The organism is Subtercola sp. PAMC28395, from assembly GCF_018889995.1.
Taxonomy (GTDB): domain Bacteria; phylum Actinomycetota; class Actinomycetes; order Actinomycetales; family Microbacteriaceae; genus Subtercola.
On sequence record NZ_CP076547.1, the window covers coordinates 1,339,225 to 1,360,885 of the forward strand.

The 21,661-nt window shown below is 59.7% G+C and carries 29 protein-coding genes; all 29 read right to left on the reverse strand.

Translation table 11 applies throughout. The features are described from left to right. Window positions 1–18: 18 nt before the first annotated feature. The 29 genes from KPL76_RS06210 to KPL76_RS06350 all read right to left on the reverse strand — a co-directional run bounded on the left by KPL76_RS06210 (window position 19) and on the right by KPL76_RS06350 (window position 21,512). On the reverse strand, window positions 19–279 hold the full coding sequence (locus KPL76_RS06210; RefSeq protein ID WP_216335592.1) for a hypothetical protein: 261 nt from the start codon (window positions 277–279) through the stop codon (window positions 19–21). A gap of 24 nt (window positions 280–303) precedes the next feature. Further along, window positions 304–1,422 carry a phage minor capsid protein gene (locus KPL76_RS06215; protein WP_216335593.1) on the reverse strand — a complete coding sequence of 373 codons (1,119 nt, stop codon included), beginning with the start codon at window positions 1,420–1,422 and terminating at the stop codon, window positions 304–306. Continuing rightward, window positions 1,400–3,076 (reverse strand): phage portal protein, encoded by a 1,677-nt coding sequence (locus KPL76_RS06220; RefSeq protein WP_216335594.1) that lies wholly within the window; start codon window positions 3,074–3,076, stop codon window positions 1,400–1,402. The genes KPL76_RS06215 and KPL76_RS06220 overlap by 23 nt, the downstream gene beginning before the upstream one ends. A 21-nt stretch (window positions 3,077–3,097) precedes the next feature. Further along, window positions 3,098–4,450: a PBSX family phage terminase large subunit gene (locus tag KPL76_RS06225; RefSeq protein ID WP_216335595.1), complete on the reverse strand. Its 1,353-nt coding sequence runs from the start codon at window positions 4,448–4,450 to the stop codon at window positions 3,098–3,100. Next, window positions 4,440–4,931: a helix-turn-helix domain-containing protein gene (locus tag KPL76_RS06230; RefSeq protein WP_216335596.1), complete on the reverse strand. Its 492-nt coding sequence runs from the start codon at window positions 4,929–4,931 to the stop codon at window positions 4,440–4,442. The genes KPL76_RS06225 and KPL76_RS06230 overlap by 11 nt, the downstream gene beginning before the upstream one ends. A 226-nt stretch (window positions 4,932–5,157) precedes the next feature. Further along, window positions 5,158–5,373: a hypothetical protein gene (locus KPL76_RS06235; protein ID WP_216335597.1), complete on the reverse strand. Its 216-nt coding sequence runs from the start codon at window positions 5,371–5,373 to the stop codon at window positions 5,158–5,160. Window positions 5,374–5,743: 370 nt separating this feature from the next. Continuing rightward, complete coding sequence (locus tag KPL76_RS06240) at window positions 5,744–5,953, reverse strand: hypothetical protein (RefSeq protein ID WP_216335598.1); 210 nt, start codon at window positions 5,951–5,953, stop codon at window positions 5,744–5,746. A 43-nt stretch (window positions 5,954–5,996) separates the two neighbouring features. Then, window positions 5,997–6,731: a hypothetical protein gene (locus tag KPL76_RS06245; protein WP_216335599.1), complete on the reverse strand. Its 735-nt coding sequence runs from the start codon at window positions 6,729–6,731 to the stop codon at window positions 5,997–5,999. A 56-nt stretch (window positions 6,732–6,787) separates the two neighbouring features. Next, on the reverse strand, window positions 6,788–7,297 hold the full coding sequence (locus KPL76_RS06250) for a hypothetical protein (RefSeq protein ID WP_216335600.1): 510 nt from the start codon (window positions 7,295–7,297) through the stop codon (window positions 6,788–6,790). Next, a complete protein-coding gene (locus KPL76_RS06255) occupies window positions 7,297–7,527 on the reverse strand; it encodes a hypothetical protein (protein WP_216335601.1) in 231 nt (76 codons plus the stop codon). The genes KPL76_RS06250 and KPL76_RS06255 overlap by 1 nt, the downstream gene beginning before the upstream one ends. Window positions 7,528–7,558: 31 nt before the next feature. Further along, the gene (locus KPL76_RS06260) at window positions 7,559–7,738 is read right to left on the reverse strand and encodes a hypothetical protein (RefSeq protein ID WP_216335602.1); all 180 of its coding nucleotides are present in this window, start codon (window positions 7,736–7,738) and stop codon (window positions 7,559–7,561) included. Between the two features lie 2 nt (window positions 7,739–7,740). After that, window positions 7,741–8,178: a single-stranded DNA-binding protein gene (locus KPL76_RS06265; protein ID WP_216335603.1), complete on the reverse strand. Its 438-nt coding sequence runs from the start codon at window positions 8,176–8,178 to the stop codon at window positions 7,741–7,743. Beyond that, complete coding sequence (locus KPL76_RS06270; RefSeq protein ID WP_216335604.1) at window positions 8,178–8,519, reverse strand: hypothetical protein; 342 nt, start codon at window positions 8,517–8,519, stop codon at window positions 8,178–8,180. The genes KPL76_RS06265 and KPL76_RS06270 overlap by 1 nt, the downstream gene beginning before the upstream one ends. After that, entirely contained in the window at window positions 8,516–8,827 is a 312-nt protein-coding gene (locus KPL76_RS06275) for a hypothetical protein (protein ID WP_216335605.1), read from the reverse strand. Before KPL76_RS06275 ends, KPL76_RS06270 begins: the two co-directional genes overlap by 4 nt. Then, window positions 8,824–9,579 carry a helix-turn-helix domain-containing protein gene (locus KPL76_RS06280; RefSeq protein WP_216335606.1) on the reverse strand — a complete coding sequence of 252 codons (756 nt, stop codon included), beginning with the start codon at window positions 9,577–9,579 and terminating at the stop codon, window positions 8,824–8,826. The genes KPL76_RS06275 and KPL76_RS06280 overlap by 4 nt, the downstream gene beginning before the upstream one ends. Window positions 9,580–9,784: 205 nt before the next feature. Next, window positions 9,785–10,291 carry a hypothetical protein gene (locus tag KPL76_RS06285; protein ID WP_216335607.1) on the reverse strand — a complete coding sequence of 169 codons (507 nt, stop codon included), beginning with the start codon at window positions 10,289–10,291 and terminating at the stop codon, window positions 9,785–9,787. A 148-nt stretch (window positions 10,292–10,439) separates the two neighbouring features. Then, window positions 10,440–12,272 (reverse strand): DNA cytosine methyltransferase, encoded by a 1,833-nt coding sequence (locus KPL76_RS06290; protein ID WP_216335608.1) that lies wholly within the window; start codon window positions 12,270–12,272, stop codon window positions 10,440–10,442. Beyond that, window positions 12,269–14,821, reverse strand: a complete 2,553-nt coding sequence (locus tag KPL76_RS06295) for a DNA methyltransferase (protein WP_216335609.1) — start codon at window positions 14,819–14,821, stop codon at window positions 12,269–12,271. Before KPL76_RS06295 ends, KPL76_RS06290 begins: the two co-directional genes overlap by 4 nt. After that, a complete protein-coding gene (locus KPL76_RS06300; RefSeq protein ID WP_216335610.1) occupies window positions 14,818–15,261 on the reverse strand; it encodes a hypothetical protein in 444 nt (147 codons plus the stop codon). The genes KPL76_RS06295 and KPL76_RS06300 overlap by 4 nt, the downstream gene beginning before the upstream one ends. A gap of 105 nt (window positions 15,262–15,366) precedes the next feature. Beyond that, a complete protein-coding gene (locus tag KPL76_RS06305; protein ID WP_216336585.1) occupies window positions 15,367–15,504 on the reverse strand; it encodes a hypothetical protein in 138 nt (45 codons plus the stop codon). Further along, window positions 15,501–15,665 carry a hypothetical protein gene (locus tag KPL76_RS06310; protein ID WP_216335611.1) on the reverse strand — a complete coding sequence of 55 codons (165 nt, stop codon included), beginning with the start codon at window positions 15,663–15,665 and terminating at the stop codon, window positions 15,501–15,503. Before KPL76_RS06310 ends, KPL76_RS06305 begins: the two co-directional genes overlap by 4 nt. Next, window positions 15,662–16,444, reverse strand: coding sequence for a hypothetical protein (locus KPL76_RS06315; protein WP_216335612.1), 783 nt, complete (start codon window positions 16,442–16,444; stop codon window positions 15,662–15,664). Before KPL76_RS06315 ends, KPL76_RS06310 begins: the two co-directional genes overlap by 4 nt. Further along, window positions 16,360–17,184 carry a PD-(D/E)XK nuclease-like domain-containing protein gene (locus KPL76_RS06320; RefSeq protein WP_216335613.1) on the reverse strand — a complete coding sequence of 275 codons (825 nt, stop codon included), beginning with the start codon at window positions 17,182–17,184 and terminating at the stop codon, window positions 16,360–16,362. Before KPL76_RS06320 ends, KPL76_RS06315 begins: the two co-directional genes overlap by 85 nt. Continuing rightward, complete coding sequence (locus KPL76_RS06325; RefSeq protein WP_216335614.1) at window positions 17,181–18,437, reverse strand: AAA family ATPase; 1,257 nt, start codon at window positions 18,435–18,437, stop codon at window positions 17,181–17,183. Before KPL76_RS06325 ends, KPL76_RS06320 begins: the two co-directional genes overlap by 4 nt. Next, the gene (locus KPL76_RS06330; protein ID WP_216335615.1) at window positions 18,437–19,219 is read right to left on the reverse strand and encodes a polymer-forming cytoskeletal protein; all 783 of its coding nucleotides are present in this window, start codon (window positions 19,217–19,219) and stop codon (window positions 18,437–18,439) included. The genes KPL76_RS06325 and KPL76_RS06330 overlap by 1 nt, the downstream gene beginning before the upstream one ends. Before the next feature lie 106 nt (window positions 19,220–19,325). Beyond that, window positions 19,326–19,487: a hypothetical protein gene (locus tag KPL76_RS06335; RefSeq protein WP_216335616.1), complete on the reverse strand. Its 162-nt coding sequence runs from the start codon at window positions 19,485–19,487 to the stop codon at window positions 19,326–19,328. A gap of 494 nt (window positions 19,488–19,981) precedes the next feature. Continuing rightward, on the reverse strand, window positions 19,982–20,485 hold the full coding sequence (locus KPL76_RS06340) for a hypothetical protein (protein ID WP_216335617.1): 504 nt from the start codon (window positions 20,483–20,485) through the stop codon (window positions 19,982–19,984). Further along, window positions 20,482–21,297 carry a hypothetical protein gene (locus KPL76_RS06345; RefSeq protein ID WP_216335618.1) on the reverse strand — a complete coding sequence of 272 codons (816 nt, stop codon included), beginning with the start codon at window positions 21,295–21,297 and terminating at the stop codon, window positions 20,482–20,484. The genes KPL76_RS06340 and KPL76_RS06345 overlap by 4 nt, the downstream gene beginning before the upstream one ends. Continuing rightward, window positions 21,294–21,512 (reverse strand): helix-turn-helix domain-containing protein, encoded by a 219-nt coding sequence (locus tag KPL76_RS06350; RefSeq protein WP_216335619.1) that lies wholly within the window; start codon window positions 21,510–21,512, stop codon window positions 21,294–21,296. The genes KPL76_RS06345 and KPL76_RS06350 overlap by 4 nt, the downstream gene beginning before the upstream one ends. Window positions 21,513–21,661 lie beyond the last annotated feature (149 nt).

Genomic DNA, 21,661 nt, shown 5'->3' on the forward strand with positions numbered 1-21,661 from the left:
GGAATTGGTGGTGCAGGTTTATGCGGGGATCGTCGCGCTGAGGACGATGGTGTTCTGGTCCTGCGAAACCACAGACCACGCCAGAATCGTGTCGCTCAGCACGATGGCGGGAAGCGTGGGGATGATCTGGATCTCGCCGCCTTGAACCTGTTCATCACCAATCCCAAAAACGGGGCTTTCGGTGACAGGCGGCACAGGGTTGTCGGTGATGAACGTGGCGGTGACCGTATCGCCGGGGTGGTAGATACCATCCGGCTTGTCGTACGAGACTGTGTACATAATTTCTCCTTTGGGGGCGGTGAATTAGGCGGGTAGTTTCAGACGGTCGTTGGCGAGATCGACCTGTTCACGCCGTGACTGGCGGATGAACCCTGTCTGGTCGATGAACTGGCGCATGTTCGCTTGCGCTTTACGGACAGCGGCACGCGAGTCTGCTGCGGTCGCAGGGTCGGTGGCGTACTCCAGTTGCTTCTTCGCATTCCGGACCTCACGCTCCAGGCGGCGTTGCTGCTGTGTGAGCTTGTACAGTCGGGCGTCGTCATCAGACCACTCACGCGGTGCGGGTAGTACCGTGATGCCGGGAATGTAGATCGTCCACACATGCTTACAGTTCGGGTGCATAAGACCCGCCGCGATAGCGTCAGCGATCGACGGGTGTTTACCATCCGGGACGACAGCGAGAACAACGTTCTGCCACGGGAAACACAACGGGCACGGGTGGCCATCATCCGACACAATGACAAGGTTCGAGCCGGTCGCGGTGATGACCTGCAAATGTGCGTCGTTGAACGCCCGCAGCGTCGCCGTACGCACAGACATTTCGACATAAGCGCTCAACGACCAGTCACGCCCGGAACGGTCCGTGAACCCTGCCACACCACGTTTCACATACGCCTGCCACGCATACGCCTGAGCCTGCGCTGGAGTGTACCCGCGACCCAACACCTGACCTGCAGCGCTGGCCGGGGAGATGAGTTTGTACACATCATCGGGTAGGCGTGTGATGCGCCGCTTCACATCATCCAAGGAAGATACGAGATCGGCGCGGATCGCCCGCTCAGAACGGATACCGTGAGGCATCCCGAAGTCGAACGGTTCAGGGATCAACGCCAAGTCGGTGCTGAACGGGCGTCGCGGTGGGACACCTGCACGGCGAACCTCGACCATCCCAGACCGTGTGCCCGCGGTGATAGCTTTCGACACCAACGGGCCGATCAGCCGGTCAGCGTCGAACAGTTGCTGCACCACACCATTGCTCAGCGCCCGCATCCTGCCCAACGCGAGCAGTTGCGACAACCGGTCAGGTGAGGTCAACCGGAGAATACCGGCCACCCCACCCAACAGTGACTCCTCCGCAGTGATGTACGCCGTCAGGAGCGTTGCGAGGTACTGCTGCCAGTTAGGCGGCGGTTGCTGTGTCACTGGTCGCCCCTGCGTCTACCGGCCCGAAATCAGGTGGCACCAACGGCGGGACGGCCTGATTAGCGAACTCGACTTCAAGCAAAGCCACTTCCTCAGACACTTCGATGTCATCCCATGTCGGGTTAGCCATCTGAACGCGCCGTTTCCGCGACGCAGACTCCGAGGTGTAAAGAAGAGACACGACCGTCGCATTCTTCTGCAAGTCGATCTGCGAGATCGGGGCGAACTCGATATCAGGCAGCTCCTCGTACAGACCACCACCCATACCCGGGAAAACAACACCATCGATCGCAAGGGCAACCTGCGCCAGCTTCGACAGTGCAGGCTTGACGTACAGCGACTTCTTGTCACGTGTTAGTTCGGAGGCGGTGAAGTCCGCGGACACTTCCGTCGCGGTCTTCGGTCCTGAACCCTCGGACTTCGGTTGCAACCCGAGATGCTGCGGGGAGTACCCGCACTTCGCGGCGATGAGGTGTTTCACTGCGTCCATAGCCCTGAGGTGGTCCTCGACACGGATAGCGAACTGCGCGATAGTCAACTGGGATGAGAGAGTGTCTGACGGGTTACCGAGGGCGTTGATACCGGAGTAGTACTGCCGGTTCTTGTCAAACTGCGCACCCGTCCCAGGGGCGCCTGCCTCAAGGTACTGCTCGGGGATGATGACCCGCCCGCCGCCGTTCTCCACATCGCGCATAAGCGAAGAGAAAATTTGGTCGAGGTTGTCGAACCGTTCCTCGTTGCCTGCGAAGTCGGAGCGTCCGAGGTTCGCGAGCACGCCAAGTTTCCGCCACTCGGTTTGTGGCATGTCGTTCGGGTAGTACACGACAGCGAGCTCGTTGACACCGGTTGCGACGGTCACGGTCTCGGAGTACGACAGCGGGTCGGTGAGGGCGGCGTCAAGTTCTGCTGGGGTTCTGAACCCGTTGTAGTGCGCAGTCTCAGACAGTGTGTTCAGGGGGACGACCGTGCCGAGGTTCTTCGGCCCACCCTTGTGGAGGGTGAAAGAGATCGTTCCGTAGTCGTGGCGCTCCAACAACCGGAACACGTCCGTGTTGCGTTCGTACTGCGTCCACAACGTGAAACCTGTGAGTATGCCGTCTTGGAAGTCGGGGATCGCACAGTCCGCGGCGTACGCACGGATGCGAACGTTATGTCTGAGTTTCGTGTCCCACGTCACCGCAAGATAGGCTCCGCCGAGTGCCGCCGCGTACTCACCCGATTTCAGCAGTTCAGCGTGGGTCTCATCGGACGCCATGATCGTGTCAAGGCGGTCCTGCCCGGGGTGTGTCCACTTCGGTGTTTTCGCGTCGGGTACGGTCGTGTCGTTGGGTTTCGTGTACCGGATCTTCGGACGCTCCGAGAACAACAAAGCCGCAGAGAGGCGCGCGAGGACACCGGGCATGTCGAAGTGTGCTTTGGTGCGGTCTTCGTTCTGGACGACAGGCTGCCCGACCCAGAACTTCGTCAACGACCCGAGGACACCACCCCGATAGGGGACACCGTTGTGGAGGTGCGAGACAACCTCACCGGAACCCGAATAGATGACCGACAAGGCTTGTGTGTCACCGGTCCACCACGCGTCATGTTCGTGGTGGCGGGCGGCGGCGATGTTGAACGGGTACGGGGGCCACAGGTCGGTCGGGTCGGAGGCCATCAATATCCTCCTGATATTCGTTTAGGTTGCGAGCTTGATGTGTTGACGCCACAGGTTCTCTGTGGTGACGATGCCGTAACGACCTTGATCCAGCGAGTGATCCGCGGCCTTGATGGGTTGGTCTTTGCCCTTGAGGGTCTGCTCGGGGTCCCACGCATACCCAGGTGCTTCCTGGATGAAGCGGGGGCATCCACGGTCGGGGTTCTTCACCGTTGGGCGTGCAATGAGTAGCTTCCCTGAGCCGAGCAAGGATGCGACGGTGCGGATGCCGTACAGCACCTCGTTGTCAGCCTGCGTGGACATAATGCCGTCCTGCCCGAGTTGCACCCGGAACGACGCCGCTGAAGGGTCGAGGATGGTGTATCTGGGTCGCATCGGAGGGAATGTGTCGTGGGGGATATGTCCGCCGCCGTCTAACCATGCGCGCATCTGGCGGGACAGTTCAGCATCGGTGAGTTTCTGCTGCGACACCTTCGAGTCGTACGTCCACTCGTCCACCATGAACAGTCGGGGGTGCGGTTTGCCCCACCGGTCAATCTCGGTACTGATGCCGAGGATGCCTGCCACGGTCGGGTTCGTGGTGCCGTAGTCGATCGCGCAACACAGAAGTTCCCGCATCGGTGGTAAGTCGTCCCAGGGGATGGTGTGAACTTCTGGGTCCCACATGTCGTAGATCGCACCCTCAGCAGCAACCCATTCTCCGAGGATGAACCTCTTGTACCAGAGCCCCGTGAACTCGGACTTGATCTGGTTCTTGTACTCCTCAGACAGGCCAGGGTTGTCGTCAAGGGTGAAATGCCATGTGCGCCAGTTCTTCAGGTCCACACCGATGCGGTCGAGGAACTTAGCTTTCAACCAATGCGCCGGCGAATCGGGGTTCGTGGTGCCGAACATTTTCGCGTTCGGCGGGGACATGCGACCAAGTAGTTGGGTGAAGAAATCTTCGGGGATGACGGTTATCTCATCCACATACGCAAGAGCGACGGTGAGGCCGCGGAGAACTTTCTCGGACTTCTTATCGTTCGCACCCAACACATGCACTGTGCGACCCATCACACGGGCTGTGGGTGCCCCAGCAGTGTAATGGGTGAGCTTCGCCAACGGGCCGAACAATGCAGTGTCCATCAACGGTTCGAAAACGTTCCGGAAAGCACTGTCGCGGGTGCGGGCAACAACAACGATCACACCACCGCGGGCGAACAGCACAGCCATAAGAAACCGGAGTAACGACACGATCGTTTTACCCGAACGGATAGCGCCCTCGAAAATGTTGATGCGCGCATTCGACTCCTTCAATGACCGGATCTGCTGCGGCCCCAGAACCGACGACTCGGGAATCGGGTCACCATCAACATCAAGCAGCTCAGTCGTCATCAGAAAGCCCCAACTCAAGAATCAGATTCATCAGCAGGCTCTCCGCCTCACCGACACCCTCATCGTCATCATCCTTCCGAAGATCACGAGCCTCTTTCAGCGCGAGCGAAGTAGACCGCATCAAATTGAGAATGTCACCAGTCGGCGGACCGTCGAGTTCGTGTTCCTCGTACGTGTTATCTTTCCCACCGAAACTGAATGCAAGAAACGGTTGATCGATCGACACTATGAAGTCCTCAGCCTTCGCGACGAGCATCAACTGTAATTCCGCACGCTTAGCCTTCGCATCAGACTGAGCCGCAGCAACCGCCGCAGCCGACATCGACCGGTCAAAGGTGAGCTCCTCGTCTTGGGCGATGCGGGTCACTGCGGACGGGGCGATACCCACTTCGCGTGCTACAGCGTTCCGGGTCATGCCTGCCTCAATGAGGCTGATGATGCGGGCGCGTAGTTCTGGGGAGACTGGTCTGCCACGAGTCATTGGTTTTTATCTCCTTTGGCAGCGCCTGGCTGCTTAGGGGGAGACTGTGGGTGTCTCGGTTGGTTATGGGTTGGCGGTGATGCGGAGTTCGTCGCCGTGGATGGTGGCGATGTGTCCGAGTTGCTGGTAGACGGTTTGCGCGGTCAATAGTTTGTCGGGTGTTGACCGGATGGTGAGTGTGACCGGTGGGTGGTAGTGGATACCAGCGGTAGGGCAACCGGGATGATCATTCGTCGTCGCCGTACGCCTGCCTTTTCGCTTTGCGCAGGTTTTTGATGAGCTTGTCGATGTCGTTCGGGTATAGCTCTACGAATACCGCGTCGCCGGTGTCTTTCCAGCCGGGTGGGTAAACACCGGCTTGGACCCATCCGATGCGATTCCAACTGAGTTCGAGTTGGTTATCGTCGGAGGTTTTGCGTTCGTTGATTTGTTCTCTGGGCATCGTTCGCCCCTTTCGTTCAACCCGCGTCACGCGGTCTATCCCACTATTTGCGGGAAGTCATTCGTATGTCTCGCGGCCGTCGAGTGAGTGGTGGGTGACTACCCAACCGTATGAGCCGTCATTGCGTTGCACAGCCTCAGTGGTGGTGCCGCATGGGCATTCTTCGGCGGTGTGCTCAACACTGTCGTTCACGGGTACGACGTGTTGGTCCTGGCTGTGGAGAGGTTCGAGGATCTGCCAACCGGTCATCGTTGACCTCCCTGGAATGACGAAAGCCCCGGCATCATGAGGGTGATGGTCCGGGGCTTTCAGGAGATGGACGCAAAGATCCATCGAACATGTTCAGATTAGCGCGGTTTTGCTAAGAATTTCAAGCGGGCTGGTGGTGTGTCTTGCGGTTGTTTCGGCGTCTGAACATGCGTGCGTCGAGTTCTCGGACTTCAGCGAGGGATAGGTAGGTGACTCCTGAGTCGTTTTCCCAGACTGTGAGGCGTTCTTCGTGTATCCATGCGTAGACGCGGGAGATGTGTCTGTTGATTGCTACTGCTGCGTCTTTGACGGTGATCCGATCGTTTGCCATGTCAGCCTCATCTCGTTACCTGATTTTAACAGATAAATCCTGATCAGGCGGACTTTTTGCGCACCAAATATAGGGGGCCTTCCTGGTTTTCGGGGAGGACGTTCACCCGGTTTGTGTGGGTCTGTAGTGATTCCTCGAGTTCGAATGTTGGTTGGTCGAGTTCGGCGTCACAACTACTGTTCTGGCAGGTGATGGTCACATGGTCGTCGGGTTTCATGGTGGGTTTCCAGACCAGTGATTGTTGTTGGCATTTCGGGCATCGGATGCGTTGCACACGGTGGGCTTTCTCTTCCAACTCGTGTGTTCTCTGTGCCGCTGTGACGGCCCTAGCGAACCGGAGCGAGTCTGCTGCTCCCTCGGGTTTGGAAAGCCACTCGGTGAACGTGCCGGTGTCTGTTCTGAGGTACGACGCGACCTCATCGAGGGCGAGCATCGTGCCCGGTAGCGGCACGTACCCTTCTTGCGCTGTTCTCACACCGCCATTGTCGCGTTGCACGGCCCTGTCGATGGATGCGAGTATCCGCCGGCGGTCTTCCGTCCACGCACTGTACGCGTGCAGAACCTTGTCATAGCAGGAGTAGCAGAGCAGACCGACTTGGGCGATGCGTGGGAGGCATCCGCGGCATTCGCGGCCGGTTGCTTCCTCGCCACCGTGTTGAGGGTTGCGGCGGTACTCGTAGCCGTCGCAAACGATCTGGTGCTCATCTTTCACCGTGCACGAACGAACGTCAGTCATCGTGTTGGTGATGCAGAAGTGCAGGGGTTCTTCTTCGGTCATTGGGTTACTTGCCTTCCGTGGGTGACCGAAAAGCTCGTAGCCCCCCTTCTCGCTGCTCATGAGAGAGAACCACCAGCCACCAACGACGCCGGAATACGACGCAAACCCAGCGCACCCTTGAACGGGATCGGGGCTATCGGACGCGGATTCGCGAACACAAGGTGTTGGAACCATCCCTCGGGCGCTGGCCCCATGGCCCACGTCGAGCAATGCTCCCGGCATGTGCCGTGCTCTGGGCAGTCGTGTCGCAGCCACCCGCACCCGCCGATCACTGAGGCTGTGTGCACATCCACGAGATCGACGGTGCCGATGATCGCACCAAAAACAATGCGAGTGTCCGTCTCACCGCCGTGCATATTCGCGTGCAGCTTCGACGCCATGTTGTTCTGCTCGAACGGTGCCAGGCCAGCATGAATCGCAACTGGGCCTCTGTAGTCGCCGGCGATGTTCCGCACCCGGTTCTCGACATCCTTCTGGCCGTGGATTATGGCCCATGCCCAGGGCTGCCGAACGGTCAAGATTCGTATTTCGTCGCCTGTTACCTGTTCATCAACAACACCAGACATCAGAACCGCCCGCTTTCCACAATCGCGGCAGCGTTCGCGCCAGCCCCGTACTGCATCTCAGCGGACGCCTGAGCGATCGTCGCAGCCGCACCCTCGGCGGTTCTGACGCTGACGTGATCCGCTTGCGCGAGCGCAGCCTTGCCCGGATCAGCGCATCCATCGGTGATGTCTGTGTCACCCCAGTGCGGTGTCGGGGCAACCTGATCGGTGTAGGAGATTTGTTCGTTCATTTGTTTTCGCCTTTCGGGGTAGAGGTCAGCATCAGATGTCCTGCGCCAATCCGATGAGAACGCCGTCGCAGTACCAGCCGGGAGTGACGTCGTCGTAGATTTCCGATGCGAACGGGTTCGGCACGAAATGCCCGACGCCGTCGCAGTCGGCGCCGTATCCGGTGTCGGGGCAATCACCCGGCGCGTGCATGATCTTCGTATCGTTCGTCATGATCAAAAAGGCGTCTCTGAGCCGTTGTAACCGGTCGGGGTGGACTGGTGCGCCCACGGATCATCTACGGGCGCTGACGGGGCCTGAGACGGCTGCTGAGACGACGAACGCTTGCGTGGCACGAGTACGGCGATGTTCCCGAATGAGACCGTCTGATTCACGTACGTGCGCCCATCCTTCTCGCGCTGTGTGATGTCCAGGTTGCCGGTGACCGTCACGAGCTGGCCCTTCCGAACCACCTCAGCGACGGACAGACCGTGCTCATCCCAAAACTCGGCCGTGTACCAAACCGTCTCGCCCGAATCAACGTACCCGCCGTTGCCATCCTTCTTCTGCGGTGTCACCGGGACCGTCACGGACGTGATGCGGTGCCCCGTCACCTGCCGTGTCTCCGGGTCCTTCGCGACGTAACCCTCGATCGTGATAGTTGCTCGTGCCATTAGACATTTCTCTTCCGTTTGTTCTTGCGTGTGTAGTGCGTGGGTAGCTGCATGGCCCGCCGGTGACGACCAACATTCACCGCGGTCGTGTGCAACAGCTCGGCTATCTCGGTGTCGTTGCACCCGTCCCGGTTCAGGCGGGCTATCTCAGCGACCATGAACGACGGCGTGGGTCGACCGGACCCCGTGACCCGTAACGTCTCTTCCCGCGTCTTCGGGCGGGCGGTGATCAGGATTTGCTGCATCATGTTCGTGACCGGCATCTCGAGTTCTGTTGCCAGATCACAGAAACCCTCGAACACACCCGCGGGGAGCGCGATCGTCACCGTCACCTCGTTCATGCGGCCTTCTCCGTCGCGCACAACAGGCACCACCCGTCCGCCGTGTACTTGTGCGGGCAACGGTCCGGGCTGTTGAGTTGCATCTGCCGCCCGCGTTGCTCGTGGATGCGACCGACGTTCCGGATCAGGTGCGCGGGCATCAGGTAGTCGGTCGACTCGCGACGGTGCATCCTGACCGCCTCTAGCGCATCTGGGCCGTTCAAAAAACCGGCGGTGTCGAACCACTCCATGAGAGTGGCCTTGTCGACCTGGCGGTTGTCGCCGAGCTGCACCTTCGCGAGCACAACTTTCATCTCTTCGATGTTCATCGGGCTTCGATCTCCAATACGTCAATGTCGGTAGCAAGTGAGAGCGTCGTCATGGCGCGTTCGGTCGGAGTGAGGCGTGGACGATGCAACTCAGCACGCTCCTGATCGGTGGTCAACCAGTTCTCCCACGCCTTCACCCAGTTGAGCTTTGTGGAGCCTCGCCCCGTCAACGATGTGAAGTGATTCATGAACTTGGCCGTGGAACGCTTGCCGTCTACAAGCGGCGCGTTAGTTTTCGCCCAAACAACCATTTCGGGTGTGACCTCGAATGAATCTGATAGTCGTTTCCCTCGTGGTGGTTTTGCGGTTTCCGCAACACCTGATGGTTCTAACTGATGGTTAACCTGATGGTTCTCTTCTGCCCCGTCACCTTGTCTGTTTGGCTGGGACAGGGTGTCTGTTTGGCTGGACACAGTGCCTTGTAGGCTCTCTGCCTTGTAGGCAACCTGACTAGTAGGCAGAATGTCGGATTGGATAATCTCGGTAACATCGAGTTTCAGCAGGTACCGGTCGCTTGTTCTCCACCCATTTGCCGAGTGCCGATGAATTCGCTCAAGCAACCCAACCGATTCGAGATACTTCAAAGCACGCTCGATCGTCTTCTGAGAGCGCCCTGTCATGTCAGCTAACTTCTTCTGACCGGGGTAACAACTGTTCTCTTCGTCAGCCATGTCGGCCAGGGCAACGAGAACACCTTTCGCGGAACCTGTCAGCGGCAGGTCATACGCCCAGTTAGTTGCTTTGTAGCTCATCTGTTGCCTCTCATCGGAGGCGAAAACAGGTAGTATTGTGGCATCAGCCGCCACCCCTTCCCGGGTGTTCGGTTAGGCCCCAGTTCGGATGTTTCCGCATCCAGCTCGGGGCCGTTTTTCGTTACCCCAATTCTACCTGCTACCGATGGCATCAGCGGGACGAATCGCCTGATCAGAGCAACATCTGTGGATAACTTTTTGTCGCTCAAAACACCACTTCCTGTCCGTGTACGCCGCCCGACCGGATACCCAAACGGACCATCAGACCGACCCCGTCAGGTTCGAACGCTTGCCCGAATGACTGGTTGAAGTTCCGGTACCAACGCCCGTCCGGGTACAGCAACGGGATCTCCGAAATGTCATGAATCGGCACACCTGTGTGGAGGTTCGGTTCAACCATCCACTTCGCGACCGACCATCCGTTCGCGATGAACTTGCGTCGCAAATCGGCGTCTTGCATTTCGCGAACGTTATGCCCCCAACACATAGCCACAAGAAACCCTGCGCCGTCATACAAGGCGCTCCCACCGGCCTGCTTCGCTGCCCGGTGCTGCATCGTCAGGTCGCCCATGCAACCGCCCAGAGACGCCGCCACACACATGTAACGGTCCCGTTCCAGAACACCCGCACGCTGCGCGTTGACCTGACGTTTCGACTCCTCACCAATCGTCCGACGACGGGCAGGCTGACGGTCATACTTCGGGGCGATCATTCCGGAACCGCCGAGATTCGCTGCAAGTCCAAGATCTCCCCGGTCGCTTTCACACGAACGCGTATCATCTGCGGGACCTCTATTCCAGGGTCTACATACAGCGACGACTGCGATCCGTCACTGGCTTGGTAGACGTATCCGACTTGCATCATGCGGCCATCTCGATGTCGATGCCGAGCGACTCGATGACGGCCGCTCCGAGGTCGCGTGCGGCGGGCGGCGTGACCGCGTTCCCGGCCTGCTTGACCTGCTCTCGTTTCGTGCCGAGCAACGTGTAGGTGTGCGCGAATGCCATGCCGACTTTGATCTCGTCGGGGGTGAGCATGCGGAAGATGCAGTCCTCGACGTTGACTGGGCCCGACAGGAGCGAATACCGATCCAACGTGGTGAAGGTCCTATGCGGGTCGCTGACCGGCGCTGCACCACCCCGAGAGTTGTAGGGCACGAGCAGTGACTGGTGGCCCGCCGTTGTGAGTGTGCGCATCACCTCACTCACCGGGGTGGTCATCTGGCCTTGGTCGCCTCGAGCGGTGTTGTTCCGCATCAGCAGGGCGTGGTGGTTGCCATTCGCTGAGACCGTGTCGATCGGTGAGTCTGCGCCCTTCGCTACTCCGTGGTTCCGGAGCGGCACGACGATCGCGGTCTCGTTGCGGGTTGACTGCGTACGCAGCGGATCAGCGGCGGCTGCGGCAGTCTTGCCATCTCGGCCCTCAACCGGGATCAGAAGCGCATCCGTCTCGACGGTCGTGCGTGTCGGCATCACGTCGGCGAGCGAGGTTGCTATATCTCGCCAGGTGCCGCCAGAGGGGACGAGCATGCCCTTCGTCTGCGCGGTCGTCTGCGTGAGCATCGGATCTGCAGCAGACTGCACGGTCCCTTCGCCGCGGATGCCGTCAGTGATCAGCGGCGGCAGGGCGAGACCTTTCGACTCCGAGGCATGCAGCGTCCGGAACGTTTCTTCGATCGGCCAGGCACGGAGGTATCCGGTGTCGCTGCCGTGGTTCGGGTGTCTTGGATCGGTGGAGTCATACGTGTTCCCGGTCGCCTCCACGATCGTGGGACGCCAGTACCGTTCGATGCCCTTCTCGATCCGGGTCATCGTCTTCGGCGACAACGGCTTCTCCCGGTCACCAATACGTGTGCCCTCGATGGTCCAGTCGATCGCCGACGACGCGGGCAACCAGCCAGGCTCAACAACGGCCGCGCACTGCGGGCACCGGTAGAGGTACTGCGCACGGTACCGGCCCCACTCCTCAGCCTTCTTGAACGTCTGCACCGCACTGATCAGACCGTGCCGTTCACACAGCGCTTTCGGGCGTGTCCACTTCTGCAGGTCCGGGGCCCGGTTGCCTTTCAGCCAGAACACGATGTACATGCGGTCACGTGACTGCGGGGCAGGCAGACCGTACGCCTGCGCGTGCATCGAGTTCAACCACACGATCTGGTGCTGATACCCGAGCAACTCCATCGACTGCAGCCACGCGGGGAACGGTATCCACCGGTACGCGTCGACGACGTTCTCGATGATGATCGCCTTGTAGTGGTGGTACTCCGCGAACCGGGGCACATCCCACATCGTCGCCCGCGACCGAATCGCCGCCGCGTCGGGCAGAGGTGCCTCGTTCAGGTCGAACAATGATGCTTCCGTGGCGCGCTGCCGTTTGATGCCCTTCGCGACCGAGTGGTTCGTGCACTCCGGTGACGCCCACAGAATGTCGGTCGTCGGGAACCACGACGGCTCCACCTGGGAGATATCAGCCGACGAGTGGTCAGTGTTCGGGTGGTTCAGTTGGTGCGAGTCGATCGCGAGCTGCCAGTGATTCGCAGCCATGATGACTTTCACCCCGGGCAGTGTTGCCAGACCAGAACTTGAGCCGCCAGCGCCACAGAAGAGATCAGTGACAGTGGTCTCGCCGTGCACTCGCCGCCGGCGGGCCGGGCCGCGCTTTACCTTCGGCTTTGCGTTTGTTGCAGCGCTCATGATGCAATCGCCTCGCTGTCTTCGATGTCGAGCAGGTCAAATAGGGACGGAGTTTCACCGCGGCGGTCTTCTTCCCGCTGGTACATGACCGCGTCACGGTATGAGGTGGGATTCAGTTCAGCCATGCGTCCGCGGCGTCCGAGTTTCCGGGCCCGGAGAGGCACAGTTCCGAGACCACCGAAGGGGTCGTATACCAACTCGCCCGGGTTCGTATACCGCTCGATGAGCCGGTCTACGATGTCGAACTGCAGCGGGCAGATATGAAATTCGAGGTTCCTGCGGGACTGCTCACCGTTTAGGGTGGCCAGCCGGTTGATGTCGTGCCAGACACTCTCAGACCACGAACCCGGAGAGAGCGAAGCGAACGTAGCAGGGAGCGCATTCTTCGCAGCCATAGCCTCACCGAGCGCCACATGAGCATCGAAGTCGTACACGGAACGCATCGACTGATCAGTGAACAGGCGCGACCGGATCTCTGGCTTCAGGGCTGCAAGCTCATCCGTTGAAAGCAGCCGGTCGCCCGATGATCGCCAGTCAGCGGCAGCATCGATCTGCCACCTGGCGAGCGAGTACTCGGAGATCTCCTTCACGACGCGTTCGTCAGCCCAGCCCTTCGACCGGTCGGTCTGCGGCTTGTGGAACAGGAGCACGTACTCGGGAGAGCCGACGCCCATGTTCGAGCCGTCTTTCCGCATCTTCGTATATCCGAGACGGTACGTCTGGTTGTTCTCGCGCACGACGTCGGTGGTGATCGTGATCATTCCCATGTAGTCGAAACCGTGCTGTGTATAGTGCGCGATCGCTTCGGCGTGGAACGGTGAGACGGTTGGCAGGCCCGCCCCGGTGACGTTGCCGAAGTTGATTCGGTCCTTCACATGCACGGCGAGGATCCGGCCCGGCTTCAGGACGCGCAGAAGGTTCGGTGTGAGGTAGTCGTTCTGCCACCAGAAGTGCGCGTTGTTATCGGTGTGGCCGAAGTCGGAGTAGTTCAGCGAGTACTCGTAGTGGTTGCCAAACGGTATCGACGTGAGAATCATGTCGATCGAGTCGGTTTCCATGTGATCGGCGGTCTCGACGACGCAATCGTTGAGCGCGACTTTCCAGTCAGCGCCGAAGCTAACCTCCCGTTCGATACCCATCTCGCGAGTCAATTCAGCAGTGATCGCCGACGGGTTCAGACCGAACTCGCGCAGCACGTCAGACATCCGCTCCGTGAGCTCGTCGTCACGTTTCCACTTCTCCAGAAGCTCCGTGATCAGGCCGCGCTCCGACTCGGTGTGAATGAAGTCGATGATCACATTCTCCGTCTGCAGGTAGCGGTGGATGCGGTGAATGGATTGGTATATACCGTCGAATGAGTAGTTCACGCCCACGAAGATCGCTCGGTGGCAGTGCCGTTGGAAGTTCGACCCGGACCCGGAGATGCTCGGTTTCGTGGCGAGCAGTCGGAACTTGCCATCCGAGAAGTCAATGACGCGTTGGGCGCGGAGGTCACGGTCCTGTGAACCGTAGACGTCCACGGTCTCAGGGAGCGCCTTGACTATCTCGTGGCGTTCATCCTCGAGGTGGTGCCAAAGTAGGAAGTGATCTTCTGGTGACGCGTTCACGAGCTCAGTGAGACGGGCGACACGGTTGCCGATCGAGTCTCGTTTCACCCGGGCGGCGTCGACGATGCCGAGCGCTGCGTCGGCGTACATCACCGCTTGCCCGTCGCGGTCGGTCTTGACGTAGGTCGACGGGTCTCCGACCTCGTGCCAGTTGACCTCGAAGTCGGGAAGGTCATATCCCTCGTCTGAATAGCCGAGATCCGATGGCCGTTGCAGGAAGACGGCCCAGGTGTTCAGCCACAGATGGAATTCGCGAATTTTGTGGGGGTAGATCGTGAGGTTCCCGGCCTTGGAAGAGTCGCGTTGGAAGAACCGTGTGAGAGCCGCACCAGAGTCCATGATGCTGAGGAACGCGGCGTAGTGGATCAGTTCCTTGTGGCGGTTCGGGGCGGGCAGTGCTGTCGCGACGAACCGGTATTCGGTGTGCTTGAAGAGGGTGAGGAAGGTCTGGAAGGTTTTCGACCCGTAGTCGCGCAGCACTGATGCTTCGTCGAGGCTGGCGGCGATGAAGAGATTCACGTCGACCTTGCCCTCGCGCACTGACTCGTAGTTCGTGAGGTACAGGCCCTCACCGGGCAAGCCGAATGCGGTGGTCTGGATGAACTGCGTTTGCACACCGAGCATCGCTGCGTCGCGGGCGAACTCGATCCGCACGTCGAGAGGGAGAACGACGAGCGCGGAACCGCCACGGTGCTTCATGATCAGACGGAGTACTTCGATCTGCATGACCGTCTTGCCGAGACCGAACTTCGCGAAGATCGCACGCCGGCCGCCGCGCACCGCCCAGCAGACGATGTCGCGCTGGTGTGGCTTCAGCATCGGGTTGACTTCGGCCGGGTCGATCTCGAATCCGAAGCTCTTGTCGAACGCAACCTTCTCTCGGAGGAAATCGGCGTATGTCAGGGTGGTGTCGGCGCCAGTGTTCAGGGTGAGGAGGCTCACTTGGTGACCTCCACTTCGGTGATGGTCACGATGAATCTGGCCCGCTCGTTTCGCGCCAACCGGATCGTGGGTGTCGGGGTATCCATGAATGCTGCGGTGTCGTCGGCGACGACGTGCGCGGATGGTTCGTGCTTGGCACCGATGCCGTCGTAGATGGGTTTCGTGAACAGGCCCAGGTTCGATGCGTCACGGTCACGGTCGACAACCACGACCCACTCGACTTCGACGCGGATGCGCTGCAGCGTCGGGATGCGCAACGCTTTCACCTTGTAGTAGACCTCGGTGCGGATGTGCTTCGTGCTGTTGATCCGCTTCCACTTCGACCCGGTGTCGTTCGCTGACAGGCCCGGGGGCGGGCTTGAGTAGTTGAGTTCGAAGCTCCACTTGTGTGGTGCGTGGGTGGATTGTGTGGGCGTTGGCGTGCCAAAATCGAGGGTCATCTCGTGGTTCCTTTGCAAGGGGTTCGCGTGTGATTGAGGGGGTCGAGATGCGGCAAACATCTCGACCCCCGGTTCCGGGTTGCTACGGTGGCTACGGTGTGTGGATCACCGCCCGGTGTCTTTGTTGCCGCGTTTCACACGCCGGTCGATACGGTCATCCGCCAGACACACCTTCAAGTAGTCCGCGATGGAACGCTCGAACGATGAGCCTGCGGCTTTCGCTGACGCTCTACTGCGAGTCATAGCCAGTCCTCGATCTCTTCATCGGTCATAGGTTCTGGCGGTTCAGCATCGTACGATTGGTCATCGAGCATTGTGTCTCGGGATGCCTCTGTGCCGTCAGCGTTGTAGTAGATGACCTCCGTGTACTGGCGGGTCTCACGCACCTTGTACGGGCCGGTCACGGGTTCACTTCCCCACGGTCTACGGCAGCGTCGAACTCGGCACGCTCCTGCGCCTCGTAATCGTCAACGGCAGATTTTGGGGCGGCTGATACCGGCTCAACAGGTGCGGGTGCGACTGTTGCGGCGACTTGTTGTTGCGCGGCCAGCGCGGCGGCTTCGAGCTTCTTATACACACCACCGAGCACTGTCATGACTTGGCGGGATGCGTTGGCTTCTTTCGCGGCCTGACCGAGCGCGAACACGGCAGCCATGTCATCACCCGCAGTGTTCAGTTCAGCGAGCCAGTCACGGCCTGATGTGTCTTTCGGCGGGTCCAACGGTTGCACCGTGAACGGCTCCCGTTTCGCGCGAGTGACGGTGAGGGCGATGGTGGCGGGTTTGTCGATATTCGAAAGCGCCGCGATCCGAATCCCGCCGACCTTCTGCCCGCCGAACTTCACCTCTGGGTCGCCGTAGAGTGTCATTCTTCGGCCCGCATACACCGCCGAGTCGGAACCCCAGCACGCGAGCAGAACACGCCTCATCGACTTCGACGGCTTGAACGGTCGGCCAGGGAACTCCGCCAGATGAACCTCGACGGGTTGTTCCGCGTTGCCATTCTTCACCTCCGTAACCGTGACCGTTTTCGGGCCACCGCCGTAGTCATCGAAATTCTGTTGATCGCTCTTCGGAGCGGTCGTCTCTGCAATATTCATCAGACCTGTATCTCCCCTTCGTTCTCGTCTTCCCACACAGCCCACGTCGGCGGCGTGAGCGTCATGCTCGGATAGCCCGGCCATTCGCCGGTCTCGGTGCATTGCAGGTACAGTTCACGTGCGCGACTGACCTTCTTCTTCGCGTCGTCTTCCCACATAAAATCGAGGTCATAGAAACCAACGAGATACGGTGCGGTCGGCTCTACGACGATGAACTTGAACACGTCAAGCTCGGTGCCAGTGATGGCGGTGTGAGCTTCCGAATACCAACGGTCTTGAACGTGATACCCGAAATTGCCCACAGCTTTGTTGAAACCACCGGGGGAAGCGTTACGAGCCGACTTCAGATCAGCCGCACTACGCCCGTCATAAACATCGAACCGTGCACGCATTGGCACACCATCGATCTCAGCGAACATGCTCACCTCACGCCCACCGATCGACTCGAGCAGCGCGCGAGCCCCAGAGTGCGCCAGAACAGCCTCAGCCATTGCATCCACAGATGCGGCCTGCTGCCGACCGATAACGATCAGGCCGTTCGAGCGCTGCTCATCGAGCCATGCGGCCGTCGCGGCCTTCGAAGAGATCGCACCAGCAGGCGTTAGGTGGTCGTCGGGACAGATGAGAACGTTCGACCCGACACCCAAGACTTTCGTGTGAACTGCGGTACCGAGGTCGAACGCAACTTTGTGCGGTTGCGGGTTGTCTTTGTTGTGCCGGTACGTCGCAGGTGTGTCCAGCAACCACCGTGCCTGCGTTGATGACAGTTCCGGTCTTGCGTGGTAGTCAGCCTCAGACATATCAGTGACAATGCCCGCGGTCATGCGACAACCGCGCCATCTTCGATCGTGATACCGACCGTTCCTGTCTGGTCGACTACCTCAACCCACACCTGGTAATCGTTTTCGGACGCCATCTCAGCGATCAGTGCCATAGAGTCGGCGTCGAGCAGAGAGCCGTCGAGGATGCGGAGCACACGGAGTTTCGGGTTCGCGGCCATCGCCAGACCGACTGAGACACGTAATTGCTCAGCAGATGAGGCTTGCGAGAACGGGATGCCCTTGAATGTCACCCCCGTCTGATCGAAAGAGAAACCGGCGACAGGGAACGACACGGCGGCGAGAGCATCAGCTTTCCGCTTCTCAATCGCATGCAACGCCACCGTGTACTGAGTGACCTCCTGCCGTTTCGTGAGCAGCCGCCCGTTGACTCTCACCCACTCCTGACCCTCACGGATCGTCGCGTTCGTCGCCTCAACCGTTGCCATGCGGGCACTGATCTCGGACGAGTCCACCCGCTCGGCCTGAGTGACCGATAATCCGGCACGTTCTTCGACGCTTCTCAGCGTGACCAGATCAGACTGCGCCCCGGCGAGTTGTTGCGTCAGTGATGCGATAACCCGTTCGCATTCCTCACGCTTCGACTGCGTACGTTCAGCGTCCGCTACACGCCGGTCAAATTCGAGGTTCTGTGCCTGCGCCGCCTCGAACGCCTCGACCAACTCAGATAGAGATACTTCCGTGGTTGGTGTGTCATCCTCAGGCTTGGTAATACCAGCGAGTTGCCCTTCAATCTGCTTCACTGCACGGGATGCTTCCGTGCGTGTTTCGAAGATCCCGACCCGTTCGCGTTCCAATTGCGCAGGATCGAACGGCAATTCTACGAGGGAAGTCAGCGCGGCAACCTGATCGCGACCAGAAAGGCGTGTGAAAGCGAGCGGATCGAATGCGCGGGCGCCTATCACCTCGTCAAGTAGTTTCTGTGGCGACGAGTACTTCGCACCATCCGCGGCCGTGACCGTGAGTGTGCCGGAGTCATCCTTCGTCCAACGGCGGGTAACAATGTACTCACCGAGATCCAATGTCACGACGGCGGTGTCTTGGCCGTCACGGATCGGCTGCTGTGTAGCTTTCGACGCTTCACCGCCCGCGAGGGCAGCCCAGATCGCATCAAGCACTGACGTTTTACCTTGCGCGTTCCGACCACCTATGAACACCACATTCCCCTCGGGGGTGATGTCGACGGCACGGATGCGCTTGTAGTTGTCAGCCTTCAAATTCACAATACGGAGAGACATTAGATGGTCACCTCTGTGGTTTCCCACGCGGTCACGGTCGCAAGGCCAAGCGCTTTCAGGGCCTTGTACTGCGCCGCCCACCTGTCCTGCGTGGCCTCATCGGCACGCCACGACTCGCGGCGACGTTTCACCTCAGCAGAGAGGGTGCCTAGCGTTCCCGACCAGCACCCCACGTTGAGGATGTGCTTGCCGTTCTTCGTTCGAAAGAGTGTCGCGGTAACACCTTCGGAGCCGATTGGACCCACGACGATGCAGTGCTCACGCGACTCGACCCGAGCGTTGCCGTAGACCCGAGCGTCGCCGTAGACCCGAGCGTCGCCGTAGACCCAAGCGTCGCCGTAGACCCGAGCGTTGCCGTAGACCTGAGCGTCGCCGGAGACCCGAGCGTCGCCGGAGACCCAAGCGTCGCCGGAGACCCGAGCGTCTCCGGAGACCCAAGCGTCGCCGGAGACCCAAGCGTCGCCGGAGACCCGAGCGTTGCCGGAGACCCGAGCGTTGCCGTAGACCTGAGCGTCGCCGTAGACCCAAGCGTCGCCGGAGACCCGAGCGTCGCCGTAGACCCAAGCGTCGCCGGAGACCCGAGCGTCGCCGGAGACCCAAGCGTCGCCGGAGACCCGAGCGTCGCCGTTTGTCAACTGCTCACTTTCGATCCACCCGCCAAGGTCACCTTTTTTCACGGACGTGCGGGGGATGTCTTCTGTGGCGCGGATCTGCTTTACGGTGACGCCGAAGATGTTGATCTTCTCGACGCCAGTGAACTCGTACTTCTGTGCGGTGGTCATTTTGGTGCCTTTCGAATTTTGCGTTTGTATGCCTTGACGGCGAAGTAGATGATGACGGCCAACATGAGGCAGTCGAACGGTGCACCAGACTGGGTAAGAAAATCGGTCACTGGGATGCGTCCGTGACGAAGTAGCGGCCCGGGTATCGGCGTTCGAGGTCCTGCATCTCGATGTCTGCTTCTAACTCGTTGTCGTACGACTCGTGTACGGACTCGCCTGTGGGTTGCCCCGTCCAGAAGTCGGTGTGGCGTTCCATGATGTGGAACATCAGTCGCCCATCCCTGCGAGCTGTGTGAGGCCCAGAACGAACAGGACAGCAACGATGGCGCTCACGGTCACTGCTACGGCGGCGAGACGCAGAACAGCGGTCACCGGGTCACCGCCCACACAACTAATGCGATAGCAACCCACACAGGGATTGACGCGAGCAGACCATTCATGATCCCCCGGCCAGTCGCAGCGGACTCCGCGTCAACCCGTGCCAGGTACTGCTCCCACACCGTCATGAGCGGGCACCGAACAGTTTCTTGAAACCGTCCAACCACGACGCAACATGCGGGTCAGGTTCCTCGTATGTGGCAACGACGAGTTCGTCATAGATCGGCGTCTCGCTCATGCCGTCACCGCCGTGGTAGTGTATTCTGTGTTTTGAGACAAGGTTTTTCTCCCTTTCTTATGAACGGTCCGGCTGTCACCGGGCCGTTTCCTTTTTTGGACGACGACCGCGCGGGCGAAGGTAAACATCACCGCGCAGCCGCCAAGTTATGCAGCGGCAGACGCCGCAGTCTGAGGCGGGAAACCGCCATTTTTGAAAGCGCCACCGAACGTGCCGTACTGAAAAAGCACCGGGCGCACCGCGAGGACCGAAGAGTTGAAGTCGGCATATGAGTCACGCGCGGCCTTGAAATTCCGGAACCGGATGTCGTTCATCGCGTTCAGGTCTTCGAGCATCACGTCAGCCCACTGCTTGCGGTGACCGCCGCCGAGAGTGACAACAATGTCCAAATCGGCCAGTGTCAACGGGACTTCACCGCGAGCTGCGCGCTTCAGAATCGCGTCACCGTTCCGACCGTCGCGCTCGTCAGCGTTCATCAGGAACGCACGTAACGCAGCATCCTGATCGAGTTGGATGCGCCCCGAACTGATCTCGGCGTGCAGGATCGACAACGCCGACTCGATAGCCTCCTGCCGGTTCACCCCAGCAGGCCCGTACGTGCCAACCTGTTCACGGTAGACGCGGATGATGGTGTCTTGGAATGCAGTCACAGTGTTGCCTCCATTTCGTTAGCGAGCACAGTCAGTGCGCCCGCGATGATGCGAATGTCTTGAGGGTTGAAAAGTTCACGGTTAGCGGGCGGCACGGCTTCAGCGCCGAGCGGCCACCACTCCGTGAGAATGCGGCGTCGGTGACTCTCGTTCGTGAACGCGAGAAAAGTTCCCAGAGCGCGACCGATACTGATAGATGCGGTCTCAGCGTTCAGCTTCACCACAGCATCACCAGTGATCACAGGCTTAGATTCACGAGGTGCCTGCTTGTACTGCTTCCCATCGAGCCCGATGACTGTCTTGACGGTGTGCGTCTCCGTCGTCGTCACGGGGGCATCGATGACCTCACCCGTTGACGTGTTAGCGACGATCGGGCCGGGCTCTACCCAGTCCGACGTGAGCGGTGGGCGGGTGCGCTCACGAATATCGGCAGAGGCCTCAGTGGTGCGCGTTTCGCGATGCGCGACAGGTGAGGCATTTGCCTCACCTTGGATGTCTCGAGCAACCGTCTTCTGGTCAACGCCGACGATAGGTGCGATAGCACGCGTGCTCATACCTTCACCAGCGAGCAGTGAGACGACCTCATGCCGCTCATCACGGGGCAAGCGCATTGGTGAGCCGCCTAGCGTTTCAGCCAGGTATGCGGTCCACGAGGCGTAGCCGAGAACCTGCCAGACGTTGCCGTTCCGGGCTTCATCCATGAGGTCGTAGAGTCGGTCAAGGCTGCGACGGGCGGAAACACCCGCGGACTTGAGATCGTCGGTTATGCGCTGCGCTTCGGTCTTCGAGTAGATACGAACGGCGAGAGTCATGCGCTGATCTCCCCGAAGAACGCGCCAACCTTGACGTCGAAGCTTGCTGCAAGCTTCTGCAGTTCGGTGGCAGTGAAGTCACCTCGTGCATTCAGTCGCTTTGATACGGCGGTTCGAGAAATGCCGAGTATCTGCGCGATTCCTTCTTGGGAGACACCCTTTTCGGCGGCAATCCCTCGCACCTTGGGTGCCACTGGTGACATTTCGTATCTCATGGGTATCAGTGTGGAACACAAACGCTACAAACACAAACACCAAAATCGGCGTGTTGCGACGTTATGTCTCGCATTCGATTCATGAGACTTGCTGTAGGGTTGCAAAGTGTGGCGAAACTGCTACAGTAAGTGTCATGACAAACCTGAGT